Raw genomic sequence first — 20,349 nt, 5'->3', positions numbered from 1 at the left:
TGGAGCTTTCACACAGGAGGGATGAGTATGGTTGAAAATAAGGCAGTATTTATAACGGGAGCAGCCAGCGGGATCGGCTTTGAAATAGGCCGTGAGTTTGCCAAAGAAGGAGCCAGAGTTGTGCTGACGGACATTGATGAAGAAATGGTCAAGCAGGCTGCTCAATCACTGGCTGAGAAAGGATACAATTGTATTGGACTGCGGTGCGATGTGACAAAAGAAGAGGAAATTGAACAATCAATCGATGAGGCAGCAGCCTATTATGGAAGCCTCGATGTACTAATCAATAATGCAGGAATGCAGTATGTTGCGGCGATAGAGGAGTTTCCCACAGAAAAGTTTGAGCTTTTACTAAAAATCATGCTCACTGCGCCTTTTATAGCAACAAAAAAAGTGTTCCCTCTTATGAAGAGACAGGGGTATGGCAGGATTATTAATATGTCTTCGATAAACGGACTTGTTGGTTTTGCAGGAAAAGCCGCTTACAACAGTGCAAAGCATGGAGTTATCGGCTTAACAAAAGTGGCAGCGCTGGAAGGGGCTGACCATGGGATCACAGTGAATGCGCTTTGTCCGGGATATGTCGACACCCCTTTAGTAAGAAATCAGCTTGGAGATTTAGCGGCAAACAGAGGGGTCTCCCTTGAAAAGGTACTTGAAGAAGTTATTTATCCACTGGTCCCGCAAAAGCGGCTTCTTAGTGTAAAAGAGGTAGCGGATTACACATTGTTTCTTGCAAGTGAAAAAGCTGGAGGTGTTACGGGTCAGGCAGCGATTCTTGACGGAGGGTATACAGCACAATAAAGGCAAGCAAACCACAGCCTCCATTCAGGTTGTGGTTTTTGCTTACTCCTTTTTAAACCAGGCCATTACCATATCCATGACATCGCCGCCAACCCAAAATGCGAAAATCAAGACGGAGAGCAGTACCACAACACCTATTCCGATTATGAATAGAAGGGTTTTTCCGAGAGTATGAGTCATCCTATTCAAACCTCCAATAAAAACCATATTAGGTAATTAGACGTTTTTGGAAGAAAAAAGTTCCCATTTTTAATTATTTTTTTTAATTAGCGAAAATATACTATACAATATAGAAATCATATTTATGAAAAAGCGGTCCTTTTTTTAAATGATGAACATAAAAGAAATGATCAAATGCTTTTTAAGATGGAGAGTGTGACAAGCAATGGGACAAGTAACAATTCCTGCGATTTTGATAGGAGCCCTCATTTTTATTGTTTTAATCTGGAGGGATGGGAAGGTTAAGAGAAAGAAAGGGTTTAATCGCGTGTTGTTTTACAGTTTTATAGGGTATTGTGCGGTACTTTCGCAGCTTACGATTGGATGGATTCATATTCCGCCTATACATGAGGCCCCGGTCCGCATGCAGCTTGAGCCTTTTTATTTTATTCAGGAATGGAGCACCTATGAAAGATTTGACGGATACCCATTTTTTAATAATGCCCGTTTAACCTTTTTTAATTTTCTTATGCTGATGCCTTTAGGTTTTTATTTATCCGCTTTATTTCACATTCGCCATGCATGGAAAGCGTTTCTTCTGATTTTAGGGACAAGTCTGCTGATCGAATCTTTGCAGCTTTTTCTCTCGTTTACAGGGGTCATTTGGATGCGGGTGTTTAATGTGGACGATCTGATCATGAATACATCAGGAGGATTTATAGTTTATCTTGTTCTCAGCAGTATTAAAAAATGGAAAGCAAAGAAGATGCAGGACTCAGCGGCTTAATTTCCTGGCAATCGGCAAAAAAGGCGGAATCCAATCGTTGTGTAAATCAACGTTGAATTCCGCCTTTTTACGATTGTTTGAGGATCTAGACGAAGAAAACCAAAAGTATGTACGCAGCTAATGAAGAAAAATAAGCCCGGTGCAAGGTTTTTTCAGCAGAAACCTCTTCTCCAAAGCGAATCATTATGGATAGGACGAGTAAGTAGAAAAGAAGGGTAAAATAAGCAGCAAACAGGTCAACCACCCATCGATAGCTGAGCCCGGCATCTGAGGGTAGACTGATAGATGTAAAGAGGACAGTCAGGATTACAGCAGACAGCAAAAGAACCGCTAAAAGAATAAAAGGCACTTTACTCCACAATGGATGCTTTAAGAATGTGGCCTTTTTTCTATGCTGAAAATAGTCGATTACATGTCCTCCAAGCAGTATAAAGCCCACAAAAAGAGCAGAGGAAACAAAACTCCCGGGTAAACCCAGCACTTCCGCTTGAAAAAATGTGTGCAGGGGTATTGCAAAAGAGTGGAGTACTCCAAATAGCCCTGTTATGAATAAAAAAGTGAATAATTGTAAAATAAACCATCTATTTTTCACTGAATTCCTCCTTAAAATAATGCGTTCTTGTTAGTTATTTTTCAATCATTCTCAATCGTTTTTTCCTTCAATAACGTTACGTTTTAACGAGAATAATGTTTCATATTCCTAATGTCTAAAGTGCCAAATCTATCTAATCCATGTCCTTTGGTTGATTGAATTCTCTCTTTTAAGGTACAATGCAGAAATAATAAATATTCAGAAGATTGTATAGGAAAGGAGCTGTTTTTGATGAACTATTCCCTCCATTCTCTTGGCGATCAGGCCATCTTAATTGAATTTACACAGGAGGTTAATGAAGTCATTCATGAACAGGTACAAGGTGTAAAAGACAGAATAGCAGAGAAAAAGTATGATTGGGTCGTTGAAATCGTTCCTGCTTTTGCTTCAATCGCCGTTCATTACGATATACGCAAGCTTCTTGCCTTTTCAGATCCTTATAATTTAGTGGAAAAAGAACTCTCTGTGCTGCTTGATTCGAAAAAATCTTTTGCTAAGAGAACTTCACGGGAAATTAACATTCCTGTTTTCTATGGAGGAAAAAGCGGTCCGGACCTGGAGCAGGTGGCCAAGCACAATGCAATCACTGCCGAAGAAGTGATAGAGCTGCATACAAAAGCTGAATATACCGTTTATATGCTTGGTTTTGCTCCGGGTTTTCCATACATAGGCGGTTTAAATGAAAAATTAGCGACTCCCAGAAAATCAAAACCGAGACTTCAAATACCAGTGGGATCGGTAGGAATTGCCGGGCAGCAAACAGGGGTGTATCCAATTGAAACGCCGGGCGGATGGCAATTAATCGGCCAAACACCGGAAGCACTATTCCGTCCAATGAACGAAGAAGAGCCAACTCTGCTGCAGGCTGGTGATAAGATACGGTTTTATGCGATTTCAGAAGAGGAATTCTATCAACGTCAGGAGAGAAATAAATGATTCGTATAATTGAACCAGGTCTTCTTTCAACCATTCAGGACGAGGGAAGGCACGGCTTTCAGCAGTATGGAATCATCACAAACGGAGTGATGGATCCTTTTGCTCTGCGAATAGCTAATTATATAGTAGGAAATGAGAAAGATGAAGCCGGGATTGAAGTGACTCTTACAGGTCCAACCATACAGTTTGAAGAGTCTATGCTGATTGCTGTTTGCGGGGCAGACTATTCAGCTTTAATTGATAATGAACCGATGCCTTTATGGCGTCCAGTGCTTGTTCAAAAGGGCAGCACGCTCCACATGAAATTCAGTAAAAAAGGCTGCAGAGCGGTCATTGCAGTTGGAGGAGGACTGGATATCCCTGCTGTAATGAACAGCAAATCGACCTATGTCAGAGCAGGGATTGGCGGCTTCAAAGGAAGAGCGCTTGAAAAAGAAGACGTGCTGCAAATCGGTCCGTTATCAGAGCAGACAAAACAGATTATTCACTCACTAACAAAAAAGGGCAAAACCTATATGACTTCAGATTGGTCCATATCTGCCGCCTATCTTAATGATTTATATGAACGGGAAACGATACGGGTGATGAAAGGAAGACAATATGATGAATTCTCTGAAAGCAGCAGGAATGAATTTTGGGAGGAAACCTACAAGCTTTCTCCACAATCAGACAGGATGGGATTTCGCTTAAACGGACCGGTGCTTGAAAGAACGGTTTCTGAAGAATTGCTTTCTGAAGCTGTATCGTTTGGTACCATTCAGGTTCCTTCTGATGGAGAACCGATTATCCTGCTTGCAGACCGGCAGACCATTGGAGGGTATCCGAAAATTGGACAGGTGGCTTCAATTGACCTTCCTGTCTTAGCGCAAAAAAAACCGGGTGAATCGCTTCGTTTTGAAAAAATTTCTCACACGGAAGCTCAAGAATCCATTTTAAAACGAGAAAGAGCGATTAGAGAATTAAAATGGAGCATTGAGCTAAAAGTAAGACGAGGGTAAATAAGGTGATGAATACAATGCTCTGTTCTTGGGGTGAAAGGAATCACACAATTGCAATGAACAGCAGCTTTTAAAATGCCTAAAATAGATCATGAAAAGGGGAATAAGGATGCTGCGAGTTGATTTGAATTGTGACATGGGAGAAGGCTTCGGGGCCTACAAAATGGGAAATGATGAAGATCTTCTGGATTATGTGACGTCTGCTAATATTGCTTGCGGCTTTCATGCGGGAGACCCTGCCATAATGAAAAAAACAGTACATATGGCTTTGGAGAAAAATGTCGGGATAGGTGCTCATCCCGGTTTTAATGATGTCACAGGTTTTGGCAGGAGAAATATTGCTGTTACACCTGATGAGGCGTATGACCTCGTAGTGTATCAAATAGGTGCATTAAACGGGTTTGTGAGAGCCGCAGGAGAACGGATGCAGCATGTGAAGCCGCACGGGGCATTATATAATATGGCTGCGGGTGATCCTCAACTTGCAGAAGCGATCGCTAAAGCTGTATACGACGTTGACCCTGACCTGGTATTGTATGGTTTGTCTGGTTCAGAATTAATCCATGCGGGGTTGAAAAGAGGCCTGAAAACAGCGAGTGAGGTATTTGCTGACAGAACATACCAGCGCACAGGTGAACTTACCTCCCGAAAAGAGAAAAATGCGCTGATTCATGAAGATGACAAAGCTGTAGCTCAAGTGGTCCGCATGATTAAAGAACAGAAAGTAAAATCAGTATCAGGGATCGACGTCGATCTGCAGGCGGATACGGTTTGCATCCACGGAGATGGCCCTTATGCCTTGTCGTTTGCAAAAAAGATCCATGAGGCGTTGACTGCTGAAAAAATTAAACTGTTGAAAATCAGCAAGTAGCAAATTTTAAGTGAAATGAGGAAAGCATAATGAAAAAATCCAACCGCAGTGTCTTGCTTGGCGCCGCCTTTTTAATGGCAACGTCGGCCATTGGGCCAGGATTTCTAACACAAACTACGACCTTCACACAAACCCTTGCTGCGAGTTTTGGATTTGTCATTTTAATCTCGATTATTATTGATATAGGTGCACAAATGAATATCTGGCGTATTATTGCGGTTTCTGAAAAAAGAGCGCAGGATATTGCCAATGACGTGCTGCCTGGATTGGGGTATGTTCTCGCTGTTCTCATCGTAATGGGAGGTCTTGCCTTTAATATTGGAAACATTGGGGGAGCGGGACTTGGAACGAACGTTCTTTTTGGTGTTTCTCCAGAAGCGGGCGCTCTTTTCAGCGGGCTTGTTGCCGTTGGAATCTTCTTAGTAAAAGAAGCTGGGCGTTTGATGGATCGATTCACACAAATTCTGGGCTTTTTAATGATTGGTTTGACCATCTATGTCATGTTTCAGTCTCAGCCGCCAATCGGGGAAGCTGTGACAAGGACATTTATGCCTGAAACGATTGATCCTCTAGCCATCGTCACACTCGTTGGAGGCACGGTAGGCGGTTATATTACGTTTGCTGGCGGCCATCGCCTTCTTGATGCCGGTTTAAAAGGAAAAGAGAACCTGGGTGAGGTAACGAAAAGTTCTATTTCTGCTATAGGGATTGCGTCGATTATGAGAATCTTCCTTTTCCTGGCTACATTCGGCATTGTCGCTCAAGGACTTCAGATCGATCCTGGAAATCCTCCTGCTTCTGTATTCCAGCTTGCAGCAGGTAACGTGGGATACAAAATGTTTGGCGTGGTTATGTGGGCTGCCGCAGTCACCTCAGTAGTGGGTGCTGCCTATACGTCAGTATCTTTTATTAAAACCTTAAGTCCTGTCCTGCAAAAATATGAGAAAGCCTTGATTGTCAGTTTTATCGTCATTTCCACTACTGTTTTTGTACTGATAGGAAATCCGGTTGCAATCTTAATTTTTGTAGGTGCGCTGAACGGGCTGATTCTCCCATTGTCTCTGGGCATTATGCTTATTGCTGCTCACAAAACAAAAATTATTGGTGATTATAAACATCCGATTTGGATGACAGTATTCGGTGCACTAATTGTTGTTGTTATGGCTTATATGGGAGGCTATACCCTTATTAATGAAATGCCTAAGCTATTTTCCTGACTAAGTAAAATAGACCAGGTTTTCGAGCATTTATGACATTCTTTGCACTTATTCGCCAATTTTCCTTAATTACTATGTTACACTAAAGAAGAGTTATCAGATTAAGTTGATCTGACTAGCTCTTTTTTATTAAGTTTTTTTAAAAATCAAAAGAGTAGAGAATACTCTTTATAAAGAAGGGAGGTTAACACAATGGAACAATGGGCTAGATTTCTTGAAATAAACGCACCGCGAATATTAGAGCTGACCCTGGACCATGCACTGCTCGTTTCCCTGGCTATTGTCGTAGCTTTATTGATTGGTGTGCCTTTAGGCATTTACTTGACCACAAATGAATACCTCGCAGGAACTGTTCTTCAAGTTGCTTCCGTTACACTGACTATTCCAAGTCTAGCACTATTTGGTATTATGATTCCTATTTTCTCGCTGATCAATAAAGGAATCGGCTTTCTACCCGCTTTTGTAGCACTGGTGCTTTATTCGCAATTGCCAATTATTCGGAATACGTACACCGCTATAAAAAATGTTAATCCTGAAATGAGAGACGCGGCAATCGGAATGGGCATGAAAACCCACCAGCGCCTGCTTCGTGTGGAGATTCCGAATGCTATGCCGGTAATTATGGCGGGAATCCGTACTGCGGTTGTCTTGAATATCGGAATTGCCGTCATTGCTGCTTATATTGGTGCAGGGGGGCTTGGTGTTTTAATTACGCAGGGAATCAGCAGGGGAGATAATTACTTAATTATTTCCGGTTCATTAGCCGTTGCTTTGCTTGCGATCATTGCAGATGGATTGCTGCTGCTGATTCAGAAACGTTTTACGACAAAAGCTGTTGTCGAATAACTGTTAAGAGGTGAACAAATGATTACGTTTAATCAGGTAACCAAAAAATATTCAAGTGAAAAAACAGCGGTAAAGGATGTTGACTTTACCGTAGACGAAGGAAAAATCGTTGTTCTTCTCGGACCATCAGGCTGCGGGAAAACCACTCTTTTGCGAATGGTCAACCGGTTGGAGTCCATCACTGAAGGATCAATTGTTATTGATAATGAAAATTCCATGGATTTAGATGCGATCGAGTTAAGAAGAAAAATCGGCTACGTTATTCAAAGTAATGGTCTTTTTCCAAATATGACCATTGAAGAGAACGTCATGATTGTAACCGACCTTCTGGGCTGGAATAAAAAGAAGAAAAAAGAGCGCTTCAATTATCTTATGAAGCTGATTGGCCTGGATCCAAAAATATACGGCAAGCGATATCCTCATGAATTATCAGGTGGTCAGCAGCAGCGGATCGGGGTTGTGCGGGCACTTGCAGCAGATCCTCCAGTAATGCTGATGGATGAGCCGTTTGGTGCGCTTGATCCAATCATTCGTGAAAAAATACAGGATGAATTTCTCCAAATTCAAAGAGAAGTCAAAAAGACCATTCTTTTTGTCAGCCACGATATTGACGAAGCGATTAAAATGGCTGATAAAATCATGCTTCTTCGCGATGGGGAAATTATGCAGTACGATACACCATCTAAGATGCTTTCCCACCCCGAAAATGAGTTTGTTAATCAATTTTTTGGCAAGGACCGCGCCATTAAAAGTTTAAGTCTTCATACAGTCCGAAATTTACAAGAAGTGATTGGGTTAGCCGAAATGGATGAGTCCATTTATGACACAAAAACCATTAATGTAAATCAGGATTTGCGAAATACGCTTTCCATGCTGTTAAATCAGGAAGCCGATCAGGTAATTGTCACGAATGATCAAGATGAAAAAATCGGTTCAATTACGATTGATCTGGTTCAAAAATATCTTCATTATGAAATAAAAGGGAAGATGTCCGTCTCCCAGGAAGGGTGATTCGGTGAATAATAAGAAACTAATCGGCAACGGCTTTAGATTTTTCATTTATGGTTTGGTCATCGCTTTTTTTGCATGGGCCATTTATAATCAATATTTTTCTTATATTTTTAGTCAATCGAGTACATTTTTAGTCTTGCTGCGGCAGCATTTTGTGCTGGTTCTGGTGTCTTCAGTGCTTGCGATCCTTATTGCAGTTCCTGCCGGAGTTCTCATCACGAGACCTAAATTCAGGAAAGCTGAATGGCTGATAACAAATATCGTGAACTTTGGACAAACGATTCCGAGTCTGGCTGTTTTGGCCCTTATGATCAGTGTACTTGGAATCGGTTTTAACACGGCTGTATTTGCTTTGTTTATCTACTCCATATTGCCGATCTTCAGAAACACTGTAGCAGGGCTCGATACGATCGACCCTAACTTAATTGATGCTGCAAAAGGAATGGGAATGAAGCCCAGCCAAATTCTTTTCCGCATCGAATTGCCAAACGCTGTGTATTCCATTCTTGCCGGAATCCGTACGGCTGTTGTCTTAAATATTGGGACAGCTGCTTTGGCATATGTAGTTGGCGGCGGCGGACTTGGTGTATGGATCTTTACCGGCATACAGCTATTCGATAATGGCTTCTTGATTTCAGGTGCGATACCTGTGACGATCATGGCCATTTTAGCTGACTACTTGCTCAGAAAACTGGAAAATGTCCTAGTTCCAAAGGGTGCAAGAGCAGTATCCAATACTTAACGAAAAGGGAGGCAGTACATTTGTGAAAAAAATACTAACGCTTATCCCTCTTACGTTGATCATGGTAGTGCTGACAGCTTGCTCAAGCTTAGGCATTGCGGGAAAAGAGGTCACTGTAGGAGGTAAAAATTTTACTGAGCAGTACCTATTATCCGAAATGACCGCTTTTTTGCTGACTGAAGAAGGTTTTAAAGTAAATCAAATGAATAACCTCGGCAGTACCGTCGTTCGATCCGCCCTTGAAAATGGCCAGGTTGACCTAATGTGGGAATACACAGGAACAGCTCTTATTACGTATATGGGAGAAGAGCCGATAGCAGACCCGGAAGCGGCGTTTAATAAAGTCAAAGAAGTGGACAGCGAGCAGAATATTAAGTGGATCAATATGTCAGATGTAAATAACACGTATGCACTTGCAATGAGAAGTGAACAGGCAGCAGAGCTGGGTATTGAATCCATTAGTGATTTAGCTGCGTACATTAATGAGAATCCCGGTGAGCTCACTATGGCTTCTGATGCAGAGTTTGCGAACCGTCCCGACGGACTGCCTGGTGTAGAAGAAACATATGGATTTGAATTTGGATCTGCTCAAATCAGCCAGATGGATATCGGGCTGACTCAACGCGCTCTTGACAATGAGCAGGTGGACGTGTCTGTAGCGTATGAAACAGATGCCACAATCAAGAACTATGATTTAGTCGTTCTTGAAGATGATGAACAATTTTTCCCGCCTTATCGTGCAGCCGTATCTATAAATGAGGATGTTTATGAAGAATATCCTGAAATAGAGGAAATCACGGCGATCCTTGCAGAAAACCTGGACAGTACCATTATGCGGGAGTTGAATTACCGCGTGGATATTGAAGGGGAAAGCGTGTCCGTTGTAGCCTACGATTGGCTTGTTGAAAATGGACTGATAGAAGAAGAGTCCTAATACCTGGTCAACTACCCAAAAAAATAAAGAAAAGGCTGGGACACAACTGTAAAAAGTGTTTAGATTGAGTTTTTTTAATCGTATATATGAGGTGATCGGAGCGTAATGTGGCGACTCCTGCAGGATATGACGGCAAGCTGAGACTATACAGGGCAGGGCCCTGCAAAGGCTCAAGCTCCCGTCCCTGCGGAAAGCGTCCGCATGAAGCGCAGAGAACCGGTTTGAAGAGGTTGAGACATATTTTGTCCCAACCTCTTTTCTTTATGCAATTAACGAATCATGTAGAAAAGTGATTACTGAACCACTCCAGGTTGTTCCTGGTGACGATATCATGAGAATTCAGCGGAACCCAGATTAATTGTTTATCACCAAATGTATCCTTTATTTTAGCAATATAAGGTTGTTCATGCTTTTTCCGGTCCATTATAAATTGCCCGTCTGCTTCTTCAGGCAAAACCTTGTTTACAATAAGAGTACGAACATGCAAGTCATATTTAACAAGCAGATCAACGGCTTTCTTCGTTTCCAGTATAGGCAGCCGTTCCGCATTCAGCACAAAAATAAAACCGGTTTCTTTTTCATTCAGTAAAAGGTCGCGCGCTTTGGAAAATCGCTCCTGCCTGTTTTTCAGGACAGAATAAATAGGATCCTCCACAGGTTCGCCGTCATTTAGCAGAGCTGCGTAATTCTCGTTTGTTTTTTTTCTTTTTTCAAGAAGTCCTTCAATCCAGACACCCATTAAATCAGGAAGAGTGAGGAGACGGATGGTATGACCGGTTGGAGCCGTATCAAAAATCAGCTTATCAAATTGTGAGAGCTCTTCTAATATGATCGAAACCAGTTTGTCAAAAAGAGCAGCCTCATCTGCTCCAGGCGAGGCTTTTGCTGTATCAAGCTGCCTGTGAACTTCTTCCATCATGCTTGTCTGGACCATCCCTTTAATATTTTCTTTTACCCCTTTAATATAGTTTGCCGTTTCAATTTCGGGGTCAATTTCAAGTGCAAAAAGGTTTTCGGATACTTTTGTATTTCTGCCTCCAATTTCCCGGTCAAAGATATCGCCTACATTATGGGCGGGATCCGTTGAAATTAACAGCGTACGATGCCCCTTTTGAGCGGACTTTAGCGCAATCGCAGCCGCCGATGTAGATTTTCCTACACCGCCTTTACCTCCTACAAAGATAATCCGCTTCGTTAATACGTCCATATTAAAATGCTCCTCTTGTTAAAGATGACTGTCATGTTAACAACAGCGAATTCCCGTCAGTGGGGATTTTTCCATTCCCATTCTCAAATGCCAGTCATGGAATTTTTCGATCATGTAAGGATAAAGTTCAAGCGTATAGTAATAGACTGGATTCGGAATCCCGATCATCTCGGAGTAAAGCAGTAACAGAAACAGATCATCTTCATCCCGAAGCTCACGGGCAATTTCCTGACGATGAGGCATGCTTAGTACTTCCTCGTAATAAGCAATGAGTGCCTTTACTTTATCAATCATCATGTACAGCCACCTCCAATTTTTAAAATCAGGATCAATTACTCTGCCGGGTCAATGGTCTGCTTCGTACTGGCAAGGGCAGAAAGAGCGGTAATGACGATCCATATGGCAAATCCCATGATAATCGCCCCGAAAATAAATAGCAGTGAGCTTGGTTGATTGCCCCACCATGCCCATTGAAAAAGAACCTGCTGAACCATTGCCCAGAGTGTCATAAACAAAAGAAAAATCATTGGAATTAGTGTAATCAGGTAATTTCTGCCGAGTTTCTTCAGCCAGACTGAAACGAGCAATAAACTGATTCCGGCAAGCAGCTGATTGGAAGTTCCAAATAAAGGCCACAGCAGATATCCGCCGGAACCAAACCCTTGAGGTCCTTCAGGAATCAGGACAAGTGCCGCACTTGATACGACAGCAATCGTGGTGGCCACATGTGTTTTTGTGAGTGCAGGAACGTTGTACTCTGATCCTAGTTCTGCAATGATGTAGCGCATCAGGCGAACGGATGTATCGAGTGTAGTAGCTGCAAAGCTTACGACAATAATGGAAACAATGGTAGCTGCTACTTCAGCAGGGATTCCAAGTCCAGTAGCAAGCTGGCTGGCTCCCTGTACGAAAGATCCCAAACCTCCAGAACTTGCTGCTTGAAAACTGCTGTAGGTGGCAAGGAAATCTTCTTTACTTGGAAATAAAGTGATGACTGCAATGATGGATACTAACGCGAGAATCCCCTCACCCACAGCCCCTAAATAGCCGACAAAACGCGCATCGGTTTCTTTATTAAGCTGTTTTGAGGAGGTGCCGGACGATACGAGACCGTGAAACCCGGAGATCGCTCCACACGCAATCGTAATAAAGAGCAGAGGGAACCATGAGACATCATCAGCATTTGGATTTGTAATAGGAGCTGTAATTTCGGGATTTGTAAACAACAGGCCCAGATACAAAATGGCGAGTCCGACGATCAGCTGATGTGAATTAATAAAATCACGTGGCTGCAGCAGCTTCCAGACAGGCAGCGTGGACGCAATATACACGTATCCCATTAAGATCAGGATCCAGATAAAGAATGCAGTTGATACAGCACCCAATCCAAAGAGGCCAGCCCCTTCTTCCCCGCCCATATATCCAACTAAATCAATTTGAAGAATATCAACTTGCGCAGCGAGGATCGCTACCGCGTACATGACAGCGAGAGCTACGAGAGAGGGGACAAGCATTTTAACATTTTTCTTATAAACGGCGTGTCCGATCCAAATCGCCAGCGGAATCTGAATAAAAACGGGCAGAACACTGGATGGAAAAGTGATAAAGAGATTCGCAATGACCCAGGCGAAAACGGCATTAACCATTAGCACAAGGATAAGAATAATAAATAAAAACAGGATCTTAGCGCGCTGTCCGACTAATTTATCCGCCAGCGTTCCAATCGATTGGCCTTTGTTGCGAACCGACAGGACAAGCGTGCCAAAATCATGCACACCTGCAGCAAATACGGTACCGAATACGACCCATAAAACAGCGGGGAGCCATCCCCAGTACACGGCAATCGCAGGACCAAGAATGGGAGCGGCGCCGGCTACTGAGGTAAAATGATGCCCCCAAAGCACAAATTTATTTGTAGGGACGAAATCCACTCCATCTTTGAAACGGTGTGCGGGTGTTACATAATTCGGATCCAGTTTAAAAATCTTTTCTGCAACAAATTTCGAGTAGAAACGATAGCCTAATAGAAAGATAAAAATTCCAATTACTGCAATTGCAATCGCGTTCATCAATAGTCCCCCTTATAAGTAATAACAATGTAAGCGATTTCATACCTCTATTCCAGCATAGAGGAAAACACAAGTTATGTAAATATTCTAAAAAATTTGTCGCGGCATGCAGATAGAATAGGAACCTATTTGAAGGAAAAAGGAGAAGAATAGCCCTATATTATTTTCATATAACCCTTTATATTTAAATGACAGTAAGTTTTTTGATTTTTTCGAAATCAGGAGGGGGAGTGTGCGCTTGAGTGAAAAATGGATGGGCTGTCCGGTATGCGGCAGCAGGATTCCGGTTATTTCAGGATACAGTTCGTGGTGTGATCAATGCCATTTTAATCTTAATCCTGCTAATGATTCGAAAAAGACCAGCATGATGGGAAAGGTATACGAAACGCTTGGAAGGAAAAATGGTGAACAATTGCTCTATAAATTGATGAAAAGCTCAGCCCAAAAACCATTTCTAACAGTAAAAGGGGCCATTGCGTATCTTCTCGCTGCTCTTGTTCACGGAGTCAGCCTGAGCCTGATCGCAGCATCTTTCGTTTTGCTGTGGTTTCGAAATGACGAGATTTTTTTGGTGTTCACCGCTGTTCTTCTGCTGGGTATTTCCTGGCTGGTGAGGCCAAAGGTGGATCAACTGGACAAAAATGATTCCATTCTTACCCGTGAGGATCTTCCGGAATTTTTCCGGTTAATAGATTCTATAACGGATGAGCTTGGGGTTCGAAAAATAGAGGGTGTCGTGCTGGATGGAGAATTTAATGCTTCGATCGGCCGTTATGGCTGGAAGAAGCGGGTAATTTTAAGAGTGGGACTCCCTCTTTATTCAATTTTAAGCGAAGAAGAAAAAACAGCGCTTATCGCGCATGAAATAGGTCATTTAGCGAATGGTGATCTCGCAAGAGGTTTTTACATCGGAACAGCTCTGAACACCCTTGGAGTCTGGTATGAATTAATAGACCCTGATGGTAGAGATGAAGAAGAAAGCGGAGACATACTCAAAATTATTTCTTCATTGATGATGAAGGGGCTGGCGTTTTTCCCGAAAACCTACTATGATTTGCTGCTGTATTTTCTTTATTTTAATAAACAGGAAGCTGAGTATTTCGCAGACTATACAGGAGCAAGAATTGCGGGAGCAGAACCTGCTATCTCTCTTTTGGAAAAAATTGAGTACAGCAGGTTATATGAGTATTCCATCAGAAAAACCGTCCTTTCTTCCCAAAAGATGAATTTCTTTGAGTGTCTGAATGAGGAAATTCAGCATCTGCCTAAAAGAGAAAAAACACGCTATAAAAAAATTGCGGAGCTTGAGAGGTCAAAAGTAGACGACACGCATCCTCCTACTCACTTTCGTGTGAACTATCTGCAATCCAAAAAACATCTGCCAGAAAAAGCAGATGTGGATGTACGTCATTTTGAACGAATTCAGCTTGAATTGTTTTGCTATGAAACAACCATTCAGAATGCGATCGCTGACGAGTATTGGTATTACCATTCGTAGAGGCTAAATACTGTTTCGAAAGCCTCCTTCTGAATGGATGACTTGTCCTGTCACCCACTCGGCCCGTTCACTGGCAAGAAAAGCCGCAAGATTCGCACAATCCTTTGGTTCACCGAGTCTTCCTGAAGGAGACCGCTTTAAGATATCCTGCTTGATACCATCTGTCATCCAGCCGGTGTCAGTGGGACCGGGATTGATGGCATTTATGGTGATGTTTTTTTCAGCAAGCACCGGTGCCAATGTATATGTCAGCGTTTCTACAGCAGATTTAGTCAGCACGTAAGAAAGTTCGTCAGGCATAGGTCCCTGTGACCAGCCTGTTGTTATATTAATGATCCGCCCATATTCTCCTTCGAATCGTTTAACAAATTCCGATGTAAGAAAAGCAGCAGCACGAACATTCACCCTGTAATGCTCATCCAGGCTCTCTGGTGTAATCGTATAAATCGTATCATTGATGGAAACCGCTGCATTGTTAACAAGAACATCAGGGTATTGGCCAAATATTTCTTTGCAATAGCGATATCCTTCACTAAAGGAAGACGTATCCTGCAAATCTAATTCAATTTTTTCACAGCGCACGCCATAAGAAGCAATTTCCTCCTGTAATGTGCCTAACTCATTTTTTTCAGAATGAAAAGAAACTTCATTATCATATTTCGTCCAATAGGTGAATAAGATATCGTGTCCTTCTTTAGCAAGCTCTTTGCAAATACCTGCACCAATCCCCTGAGAACGGCCGGTACCGGTTATAAAGGCGACTTTTCTTTTCATTTACATCTCTCCCAAGCTCAGATACAATCCTTTTCCCATTATACCATTTTAGTATTCTCTTTATTCAGACTGTTTTTGAATGGAAATAATCTGTATACTTAAGAAAAAAGAGGAAAGTAACAGGCTAAAATGAACTCAAAATAATGGAGGGATAAAATGGGCTTTTTTGATGGATTGATGGGCAATGCTTCAGAAATAAAGAATGAAGACGCACAAAAAGAATTTGGGAATCTGCTTATTCAAGGGGAACGGATCGAAAAATCATATAAGCTGATCCGTGACCTGTTTTTGTTTACAAATAAACGCTTAATTCTCATAGATAAGCAGGGAATGTCAGGGAAAAAGGTAGAGTATCATTCTATTCCATATACAAGCATCACACATTTTGCAATCGAAACGGCCGGTACGTTTGATCTCGATGCGGAATTAAAAATATGGATCTCCGGAATGGATCTGCCGCTGACAAAAACGTTTAATAAGTCTCTTAATATTTATGACGTTCATGCCGTTTTAGCAGGATATATTTTAGCGTCAAAGTAAGGGAGGAACAAATGGAGCATGATTCGTGCACATAAGCCGCCGCTGTCATTGAATAAGCTGGCGGCTAATTTTATAGCAGGGTGGTTTATCACATGGAACGCAAGGAAGTAATTAAACTCGCAGGTCTTACAAAAAGCTACGGCGGGGAGAACGTGCTGGATGAAATAAATTTAACAGTATATGAAGGTCAAATTGTAGGCTATATTGGTCCAAATGGAGCTGGCAAAAGCACCACAGTGAAGCTCATGCTCGGATTAATTGAAGAGTATTATGGTGAGATTCATTTATTTGGTGAAAACCTGCAGAAGCTGGATCATTCATATAAAAGAAGAATCGGTTACGTGCCTGAGAATGCAGAAATTTACGATAGTCTTACAGCCGCTGAGTATCTTATTTTTATTGCAGGGCTTTATGGGATTGAAGAAGAAGAAGCGCTTGAAAAAGCCGGAAATCTGATGGAACAGTTCAATATTGAACACGTTCTTCATGCAAGGTTATCTTCTTTTTCTAAAGGAATGAAGCAAAAGGTGTTAATCATCTCCAGTCTTATTCATAATCCTGATGTGCTGTTTCTTGATGAGCCGTTAAGCGGACTTGATGCCAACAGCATGATGGTGGTCAAAGAAATACTCGCACTGCTGGCTGAGCAAGGGAAGACCATATTTTACTCCTCGCATATTATGGATATTGTGGAGAAAATCAGTCACCGCATTGTCCTGCTTTCTGGTGGTTCAATCGTGGCTGACGGTACATTTGAGGAGTTAAAAGAAAAAAACAAGCAGGGAACACTTGAAGATATCTTTAATGATTTAACAGGTTTTCATCAGCATAAGGACATTGCATCGGCCTTTGTGAAAATTGTTCAGGGAGAAACGGTATGAAGGATATGAAGATTCTGCTGTTTCTTGATCGTTTTCAAACGCTTTTTCAAAAAGCAGGGGTCGATTATGCCGTATTCCGCCTCATTTTGAAAATGAAGCTGACAATGGATGCAAGAAGAATTCCTACCGTCATGAGCAACGCAAAAGTGAATGAACAAAAAGAGAAAAACTACTTTGTCCGGTCGCTCTGGATCTATGCCCTATATGGTTTATCCATTGTCCCGGTGCTGTTTTTCATCGATCAATACTTTTTTCAAATCAGCATAATTTTCAGTATCCTCATGTTTGTTTTAATGACGTCCATGATTTCGGATTTTTCATCCGTCCTGTTAGATATAAGGGATCGTTCGATTATTGGTCCAAAGCCTATACATAAACGCACGCTTAGTGCTGCAAAATCGTTTCACGTTCTCATTTATATGTTCTTGCTCACATTTGCGACAACGACTGTTCCTCTGGTGCTTTCACTATTTATTAATGGGCCGCTGTTTTCTTTATTGTTCTTGTTAGAGATTGTTTTGCTTGTCATGCTGATTTTGGTTTTAACAGCTGGCATCTATGTTGTGATTTTACATTTTTTTGACGGTGAGCGATTAAAAAATATGATTAACTATATGCAAATTGCGCTGACAATCGGCATATTGATTGGCTCTCAGGTTGTTGTCCGATCGTTTGAGCTGGTGGAAATTACATTTGAGTTTTCTCCAGCATGGTGGCAGGTATTTGTGCCGCCCGTGTGGTTTGGAGCGCTGCACGAAGCGGTATTAGCCGGAACTCGCTCGAATTTCCTGCTCGTGCTTGCAGGTCTTGCGATCGTTGTCCCTGTTATTTCAATCGTGATTTATATAAAGTTGATGCCTGTATTTGAGCATCAGCTTCGAAAACTCTCTCAAACGGAGGGAGGAGCTCAAAAGCAGAAAGCGAAATGGAAAAAACAACTGGCAAGATGGATTTCTCCGAATCGTGTAGAAAGAAGCATGTTTCACTTTGCAGGTTCCATTATGAAAAATGAGCGGGATTTTAAATTAAAAGTCTATCCATCGATTGGCTTTACACTCGTTATTCCGTTCATCTTTATGTTTACCACACTGCAAACAAGCTCCTTTGAAGAGTTCAGAGAAGGCAGTTCCTTTTATTTGGTTTACTTTACTCTTTTACTGATTCCCAATATTTTTTCGATGGTGAAGTATTCAAGCAGCTATAAAGGATCCTGGGTCTACCAGGTGACGCCGCTCGAGCGAAAATCCATTCTTTACAGCGGAACAGTAAAAGCTGCATTAGTAAAGCTTTTTGTACCTGTTTATGTAGTTCAAAGTGCCATTTTTCTCTGGCTGTTTTCTTCTTCAGTCCTGCTTGATTTAGTCATCTGCCTGATAAGTGCTGTTTTGTATTCTGTTATCTGCATTAAGCTATTAAGCAATAATCAATTGCCATTTACCGCATCCTTTTCCCTCGGCCAACATCAGGAAGGGGTAAAGGTATTCCTATTATTTTTAATCATCCTGCCTCTGGTCGGGCTGCATGCTTTATCGTCTCTTGTGCCATTTGGAACAGAGATTTACGGACTTGTGATGCTCGCTGTTGCCATCCTGACGTGGAAACTGGCTTTCAGGAACTGATCCTGTCCAATCAGCCAGGATCAGTTTAGAGCAGCAGCTTGTCCTTATTCTTTGGGATCGATTCTAGTTGAATCCTTTGGATCGAGCGCAAGTGTTCTTAAATAATAAACAAGTGTACCGCCTACCATTCCTAAAACCATTAGAAATCCAGTTGTCACAACACCCCAATAGACCATTAGGCAAAGCCCCCTTTTTGGATGTATATGCCGCGTCTTAGGAGGTAAGAAGGAAGAGTTAAAAAGCATGATATAAAAACGATGCAAGCAGTATAGGATAGGGAGAAATGGAGGAATGGCGAGATGAAGAAGTGGTTGATTTCATTGACTTTTGCCAGTGTTGTTTTAGCAGGTGTATTTGTATTGTATTTTTATTTTAACCCTCCTCTAAGCACCGGTGGAATAGGAGCATCCGATAACAATAAATCGATCATCCTATCAGTGGGAAATGAGAGCTTCGGGACGATTAAAGTGGATGAAATTCTTGTAAATAAAAAGGAAAGTCCGTCAGAAGTGAAAATGCAGGTGACCAATCCATATAAAGGCTTTGTCATCACAGAGGATTTCAGTGAGTATGAGGAAGAGTACGGAATGACAGATCTTGCCCTTGTTGAAATTGAACCTTATACCTCGCCTTCTTCACAATATGCAAATATGGATAACGGAACGGCCACAACGGATGATATAAGTTATGGCCTCAGCGTCATTCATAAGGACGAAATTAAAATAGTAACGATTAAGTATAAATATTTCGGCATTCCCCTTGAGGAAGTGATTCATACAAATCTGCACACTGCATTCAGCATGCAGCATTAGCCTTGGGTATTTTGAAACAAGGCCGAAAAACGAGCAAAGGAATCTAAAAGGTTCTGTTGACGAGTACTTTTTGCGAATTCGCAGTTAAAAAGTGTGTTAAATTGGATGAAAAAGAGGCGGGGACGAAATATGTCTCGACCTCTTCAAACCGGTTCTCTGCGCTTCAGGTGGACGCTTTCCGCAGGGACGGCGCCGAGCCCTCCTCAGGCTATGCCTTGCGGGGTCTCGGCTTGCCGTCATATCCTGCAGGAGTCGCCACCTTCCGCTCCGATCACCTCATATTTACTATTAAAAAGACCTCTGTCCCAGCCTCTTTTTGTCTATGTTACAAAGAAATGGGTATATTTGTGTCAAACTAAATATAGAGAATGTGAAGAGTTACACTTAAACTAACGAAGCAGGTTAGTTGAACAATTACTATTCCTCTTGAAAAGAGAATTCATTGGGAAAGGGGTGGTTAGATGAAACTCAAGCCTGGAATATACGTTGGAATTTTAATAATAATTTCAATGGCTTTTTTTATTATAGTTGCGTCATGGCTTAAAACAGATAACGCATACACCGATATGTTGCTTACAATTGCGGTAATACATTTTGTTATGTCAAAGCTTGTATTGATAGAAATGAAAGAATAAATTAATTCAACTAATAGGAGCTTTCCTTCAATAAGGAATGCTTTTTTCTATGTCAACGAAAAGGTAATTAATGTTAAACTGTAGGTGCAGGTTAGTGGAGTAAGAGAGAAAAATATAAATGATTAGTTTGAGTAATACAGCGACTTAATAATGGGGGATACAATTGGGGAAAAGAGTCACTTTTAATTTTAATAGTTCAAGTTATGAAGGTACAGAGGCGACAGAAGCGTTTACTCTTGAAGAGTTAGGTATTGATGCAAACATAGATGATAAAGCATTAAAGATGAAAATTGATAAGGTTTTTCAGGCTTGGGTTTGGGATAAACTTAATATTTCATTTAGTGTAGTCATAGACGAAGAGAAATGCCCAACTAACATTGACGGTGAAGATTGCTGAATATGCAGTTGTCATTTTTC

General features: G+C 41.6%; 23 protein-coding genes. 16 read left to right on the top strand and 7 right to left on the bottom strand.

Annotation, left to right across the window (positions count from 1 at the left end):
- Positions 1-27: 27 nt before the first annotated feature.
- On the top strand, positions 28-804 hold the full coding sequence (locus tag KR50_RS01230; protein WP_041053816.1) for a 3-hydroxybutyrate dehydrogenase: 777 nt from the start codon (positions 28-30) through the stop codon (positions 802-804).
- 42 nt (positions 805-846) lie between these two features.
- On the opposite strand, the gene KR50_RS18365 is transcribed toward KR50_RS01230, so the two are convergent.
- The gene (locus KR50_RS18365) at positions 847-984 is read right to left on the bottom strand and encodes a hypothetical protein (RefSeq protein WP_156969430.1); all 138 of its coding nucleotides are present in this window, start codon (positions 982-984) and stop codon (positions 847-849) included.
- A 205-nt stretch (positions 985-1,189) separates the two neighbouring features.
- Here KR50_RS18365 and KR50_RS18135 point away from each other — a divergent pair, with 205 nt between their 5' ends.
- The gene (locus KR50_RS18135; RefSeq protein ID WP_084215449.1) at positions 1,190-1,750 is read left to right on the top strand and encodes a VanZ family protein; all 561 of its coding nucleotides are present in this window, start codon (positions 1,190-1,192) and stop codon (positions 1,748-1,750) included.
- Positions 1,751-1,835: 85 nt separating this feature from the next.
- On the opposite strand, the gene KR50_RS01220 is transcribed toward KR50_RS18135, so the two are convergent.
- A complete protein-coding gene (locus KR50_RS01220; protein ID WP_041053813.1) occupies positions 1,836-2,342 on the bottom strand; it encodes a hypothetical protein in 507 nt (168 codons plus the stop codon).
- A 231-nt stretch (positions 2,343-2,573) separates the two neighbouring features.
- On the opposite strand from KR50_RS01220, the gene pxpB reads away from it, so the two are divergent.
- From pxpB to KR50_RS01180, 8 genes are all read left to right on the top strand, one after another.
- Positions 2,574-3,278, top strand: coding sequence for a 5-oxoprolinase subunit PxpB (pxpB, locus tag KR50_RS01215; RefSeq protein ID WP_041053812.1), 705 nt, complete (start codon positions 2,574-2,576; stop codon positions 3,276-3,278).
- Entirely contained in the window at positions 3,275-4,276 is a 1,002-nt protein-coding gene (locus KR50_RS01210) for a 5-oxoprolinase subunit C family protein (protein WP_041053811.1), read from the top strand. Before pxpB ends, KR50_RS01210 begins: the two co-directional genes overlap by 4 nt.
- A 109-nt stretch (positions 4,277-4,385) precedes the next feature.
- Positions 4,386-5,147 (top strand): LamB/YcsF family protein, encoded by a 762-nt coding sequence (locus KR50_RS01205; protein ID WP_041053810.1) that lies wholly within the window; start codon positions 4,386-4,388, stop codon positions 5,145-5,147.
- 29 nt (positions 5,148-5,176) lie between these two features.
- Positions 5,177-6,364, top strand: coding sequence for an NRAMP family divalent metal transporter (locus KR50_RS01200; protein WP_198134217.1), 1,188 nt, complete (start codon positions 5,177-5,179; stop codon positions 6,362-6,364).
- 192 nt (positions 6,365-6,556) lie between these two features.
- On the top strand, positions 6,557-7,210 hold the full coding sequence (locus KR50_RS01195; protein ID WP_041053806.1) for an ABC transporter permease: 654 nt from the start codon (positions 6,557-6,559) through the stop codon (positions 7,208-7,210).
- 18 nt (positions 7,211-7,228) lie between these two features.
- On the top strand, positions 7,229-8,221 hold the full coding sequence (locus KR50_RS01190) for an ABC transporter ATP-binding protein (RefSeq protein ID WP_041053804.1): 993 nt from the start codon (positions 7,229-7,231) through the stop codon (positions 8,219-8,221).
- Positions 8,222-8,225: 4 nt separating this feature from the next.
- Positions 8,226-8,963, top strand: a complete 738-nt coding sequence (locus KR50_RS01185; protein ID WP_041053802.1) for an ABC transporter permease — start codon at positions 8,226-8,228, stop codon at positions 8,961-8,963.
- Positions 8,964-8,985: 22 nt separating this feature from the next.
- Positions 8,986-9,897 (top strand): glycine betaine ABC transporter substrate-binding protein, encoded by a 912-nt coding sequence (locus KR50_RS01180; RefSeq protein WP_232304224.1) that lies wholly within the window; start codon positions 8,986-8,988, stop codon positions 9,895-9,897.
- A gap of 277 nt (positions 9,898-10,174) precedes the next feature.
- Here the strand turns inward: KR50_RS01180 and KR50_RS01175 are convergent, their stop codons facing one another.
- Genes KR50_RS01175 through KR50_RS01165 form a run of 3 tightly spaced genes read right to left on the bottom strand, consistent with a single transcriptional unit; the run spans position 10,175 to position 13,173 of the window.
- Entirely contained in the window at positions 10,175-11,104 is a 930-nt protein-coding gene (locus tag KR50_RS01175) for an ArsA family ATPase (RefSeq protein WP_041053799.1), read from the bottom strand.
- A 36-nt stretch (positions 11,105-11,140) separates the two neighbouring features.
- Entirely contained in the window at positions 11,141-11,401 is a 261-nt protein-coding gene (locus KR50_RS01170; RefSeq protein ID WP_408606136.1) for a cory-CC-star protein, read from the bottom strand.
- Between the two features lie 35 nt (positions 11,402-11,436).
- Positions 11,437-13,173 (bottom strand): carbon starvation CstA family protein, encoded by a 1,737-nt coding sequence (locus tag KR50_RS01165; RefSeq protein ID WP_041053796.1) that lies wholly within the window; start codon positions 13,171-13,173, stop codon positions 11,437-11,439.
- A 238-nt stretch (positions 13,174-13,411) separates the two neighbouring features.
- On the opposite strand from KR50_RS01165, the gene KR50_RS01160 reads away from it, so the two are divergent.
- Positions 13,412-14,671, top strand: a complete 1,260-nt coding sequence (locus KR50_RS01160; RefSeq protein WP_156969429.1) for a M48 family metallopeptidase — start codon at positions 13,412-13,414, stop codon at positions 14,669-14,671.
- 3 nt (positions 14,672-14,674) lie between these two features.
- On the opposite strand, the gene KR50_RS01155 is transcribed toward KR50_RS01160, so the two are convergent.
- Positions 14,675-15,445 (bottom strand): SDR family oxidoreductase, encoded by a 771-nt coding sequence (locus tag KR50_RS01155; protein ID WP_041053793.1) that lies wholly within the window; start codon positions 15,443-15,445, stop codon positions 14,675-14,677.
- Between the two features lie 156 nt (positions 15,446-15,601).
- Here KR50_RS01155 and KR50_RS01150 point away from each other — a divergent pair, with 156 nt between their 5' ends.
- The 3 genes from KR50_RS01150 to KR50_RS01140 all read left to right on the top strand — a co-directional run bounded on the left by KR50_RS01150 (position 15,602) and on the right by KR50_RS01140 (position 18,485).
- A complete protein-coding gene (locus tag KR50_RS01150) occupies positions 15,602-15,985 on the top strand; it encodes a PH domain-containing protein (RefSeq protein WP_041053791.1) in 384 nt (127 codons plus the stop codon).
- A 92-nt stretch (positions 15,986-16,077) separates the two neighbouring features.
- Positions 16,078-16,866, top strand: coding sequence for an ABC transporter ATP-binding protein (locus KR50_RS01145; protein WP_041053787.1), 789 nt, complete (start codon positions 16,078-16,080; stop codon positions 16,864-16,866).
- Positions 16,863-18,485: a hypothetical protein gene (locus KR50_RS01140; protein WP_041053785.1), complete on the top strand. Its 1,623-nt coding sequence runs from the start codon at positions 16,863-16,865 to the stop codon at positions 18,483-18,485. Before KR50_RS01145 ends, KR50_RS01140 begins: the two co-directional genes overlap by 4 nt.
- Before the next feature lie 44 nt (positions 18,486-18,529).
- Here the strand turns inward: KR50_RS01140 and KR50_RS18795 are convergent, their stop codons facing one another.
- Positions 18,530-18,661, bottom strand: coding sequence for a hypothetical protein (locus KR50_RS18795; protein ID WP_269746036.1), 132 nt, complete (start codon positions 18,659-18,661; stop codon positions 18,530-18,532).
- Between the two features lie 123 nt (positions 18,662-18,784).
- On the opposite strand from KR50_RS18795, the gene KR50_RS01135 reads away from it, so the two are divergent.
- The gene (locus tag KR50_RS01135) at positions 18,785-19,297 is read left to right on the top strand and encodes a hypothetical protein (RefSeq protein WP_052476648.1); all 513 of its coding nucleotides are present in this window, start codon (positions 18,785-18,787) and stop codon (positions 19,295-19,297) included.
- Positions 19,298-20,095: 798 nt separating this feature from the next.
- Entirely contained in the window at positions 20,096-20,329 is a 234-nt protein-coding gene (locus KR50_RS01130) for a hypothetical protein (protein ID WP_041053782.1), read from the top strand.
- Positions 20,330-20,349 lie beyond the last annotated feature (20 nt).

The organism is Jeotgalibacillus campisalis, from assembly GCF_000829515.1.
GTDB classification, from domain to species: domain Bacteria; phylum Bacillota; class Bacilli; order Bacillales; family Jeotgalibacillaceae; genus Jeotgalibacillus; species Jeotgalibacillus campisalis.
This window is presented reverse-complemented; position numbering and strand designations above follow the sequence as displayed.

Excerpts from the sequence above, each read along its gene's own strand:
- KR50_RS01210 (WP_041053811.1), top strand. The coding sequence starts at position 3,275 with ATGATTCGTATAATTGAACCAGGTCTTCTTTCAACCATTCAGGACGAG.
- KR50_RS01140 (WP_041053785.1), top strand. The coding sequence starts at position 16,863 with ATGAAGGATATGAAGATTCTGCTGTTTCTTGATCGTTTTCAAACGCTT.
- pxpB (WP_041053812.1), top strand. The coding sequence starts at position 2,574 with ATGAACTATTCCCTCCATTCTCTTGGCGATCAGGCCATCTTAATTGAA.
- KR50_RS01135 (WP_052476648.1), top strand. The coding sequence starts at position 18,785 with ATGAAGAAGTGGTTGATTTCATTGACTTTTGCCAGTGTTGTTTTAGCA.
- KR50_RS01175 (WP_041053799.1), bottom strand. The coding sequence starts at position 11,104 with ATGGACGTATTAACGAAGCGGATTATCTTTGTAGGAGGTAAAGGCGGT.
- KR50_RS01230 (WP_041053816.1), top strand. The coding sequence starts at position 28 with ATGGTTGAAAATAAGGCAGTATTTATAACGGGAGCAGCCAGCGGGATC.
- KR50_RS01145 (WP_041053787.1), top strand. The coding sequence starts at position 16,078 with ATGGAACGCAAGGAAGTAATTAAACTCGCAGGTCTTACAAAAAGCTAC.
- KR50_RS01150 (WP_041053791.1), top strand. The coding sequence starts at position 15,602 with ATGGGCTTTTTTGATGGATTGATGGGCAATGCTTCAGAAATAAAGAAT.
- KR50_RS01155 (WP_041053793.1), bottom strand. The coding sequence starts at position 15,445 with ATGAAAAGAAAAGTCGCCTTTATAACCGGTACCGGCCGTTCTCAGGGG.
- KR50_RS18795 (WP_269746036.1), bottom strand. The coding sequence starts at position 18,661 with ATGGTCTATTGGGGTGTTGTGACAACTGGATTTCTAATGGTTTTAGGA.
- KR50_RS18135 (WP_084215449.1), top strand. The coding sequence starts at position 1,190 with ATGGGACAAGTAACAATTCCTGCGATTTTGATAGGAGCCCTCATTTTT.
- KR50_RS01195 (WP_041053806.1), top strand. The coding sequence starts at position 6,557 with ATGGAACAATGGGCTAGATTTCTTGAAATAAACGCACCGCGAATATTA.
- KR50_RS01200 (WP_198134217.1), top strand. The coding sequence starts at position 5,177 with ATGAAAAAATCCAACCGCAGTGTCTTGCTTGGCGCCGCCTTTTTAATG.
- KR50_RS01190 (WP_041053804.1), top strand. The coding sequence starts at position 7,229 with ATGATTACGTTTAATCAGGTAACCAAAAAATATTCAAGTGAAAAAACA.
- KR50_RS01205 (WP_041053810.1), top strand. The coding sequence starts at position 4,386 with ATGCTGCGAGTTGATTTGAATTGTGACATGGGAGAAGGCTTCGGGGCC.
- KR50_RS01165 (WP_041053796.1), bottom strand. The coding sequence starts at position 13,173 with ATGAACGCGATTGCAATTGCAGTAATTGGAATTTTTATCTTTCTATTA.
- KR50_RS18365 (WP_156969430.1), bottom strand. The coding sequence starts at position 984 with ATGACTCATACTCTCGGAAAAACCCTTCTATTCATAATCGGAATAGGT.
- KR50_RS01170 (WP_408606136.1), bottom strand. The coding sequence starts at position 11,401 with ATGATGATTGATAAAGTAAAGGCACTCATTGCTTATTACGAGGAAGTA.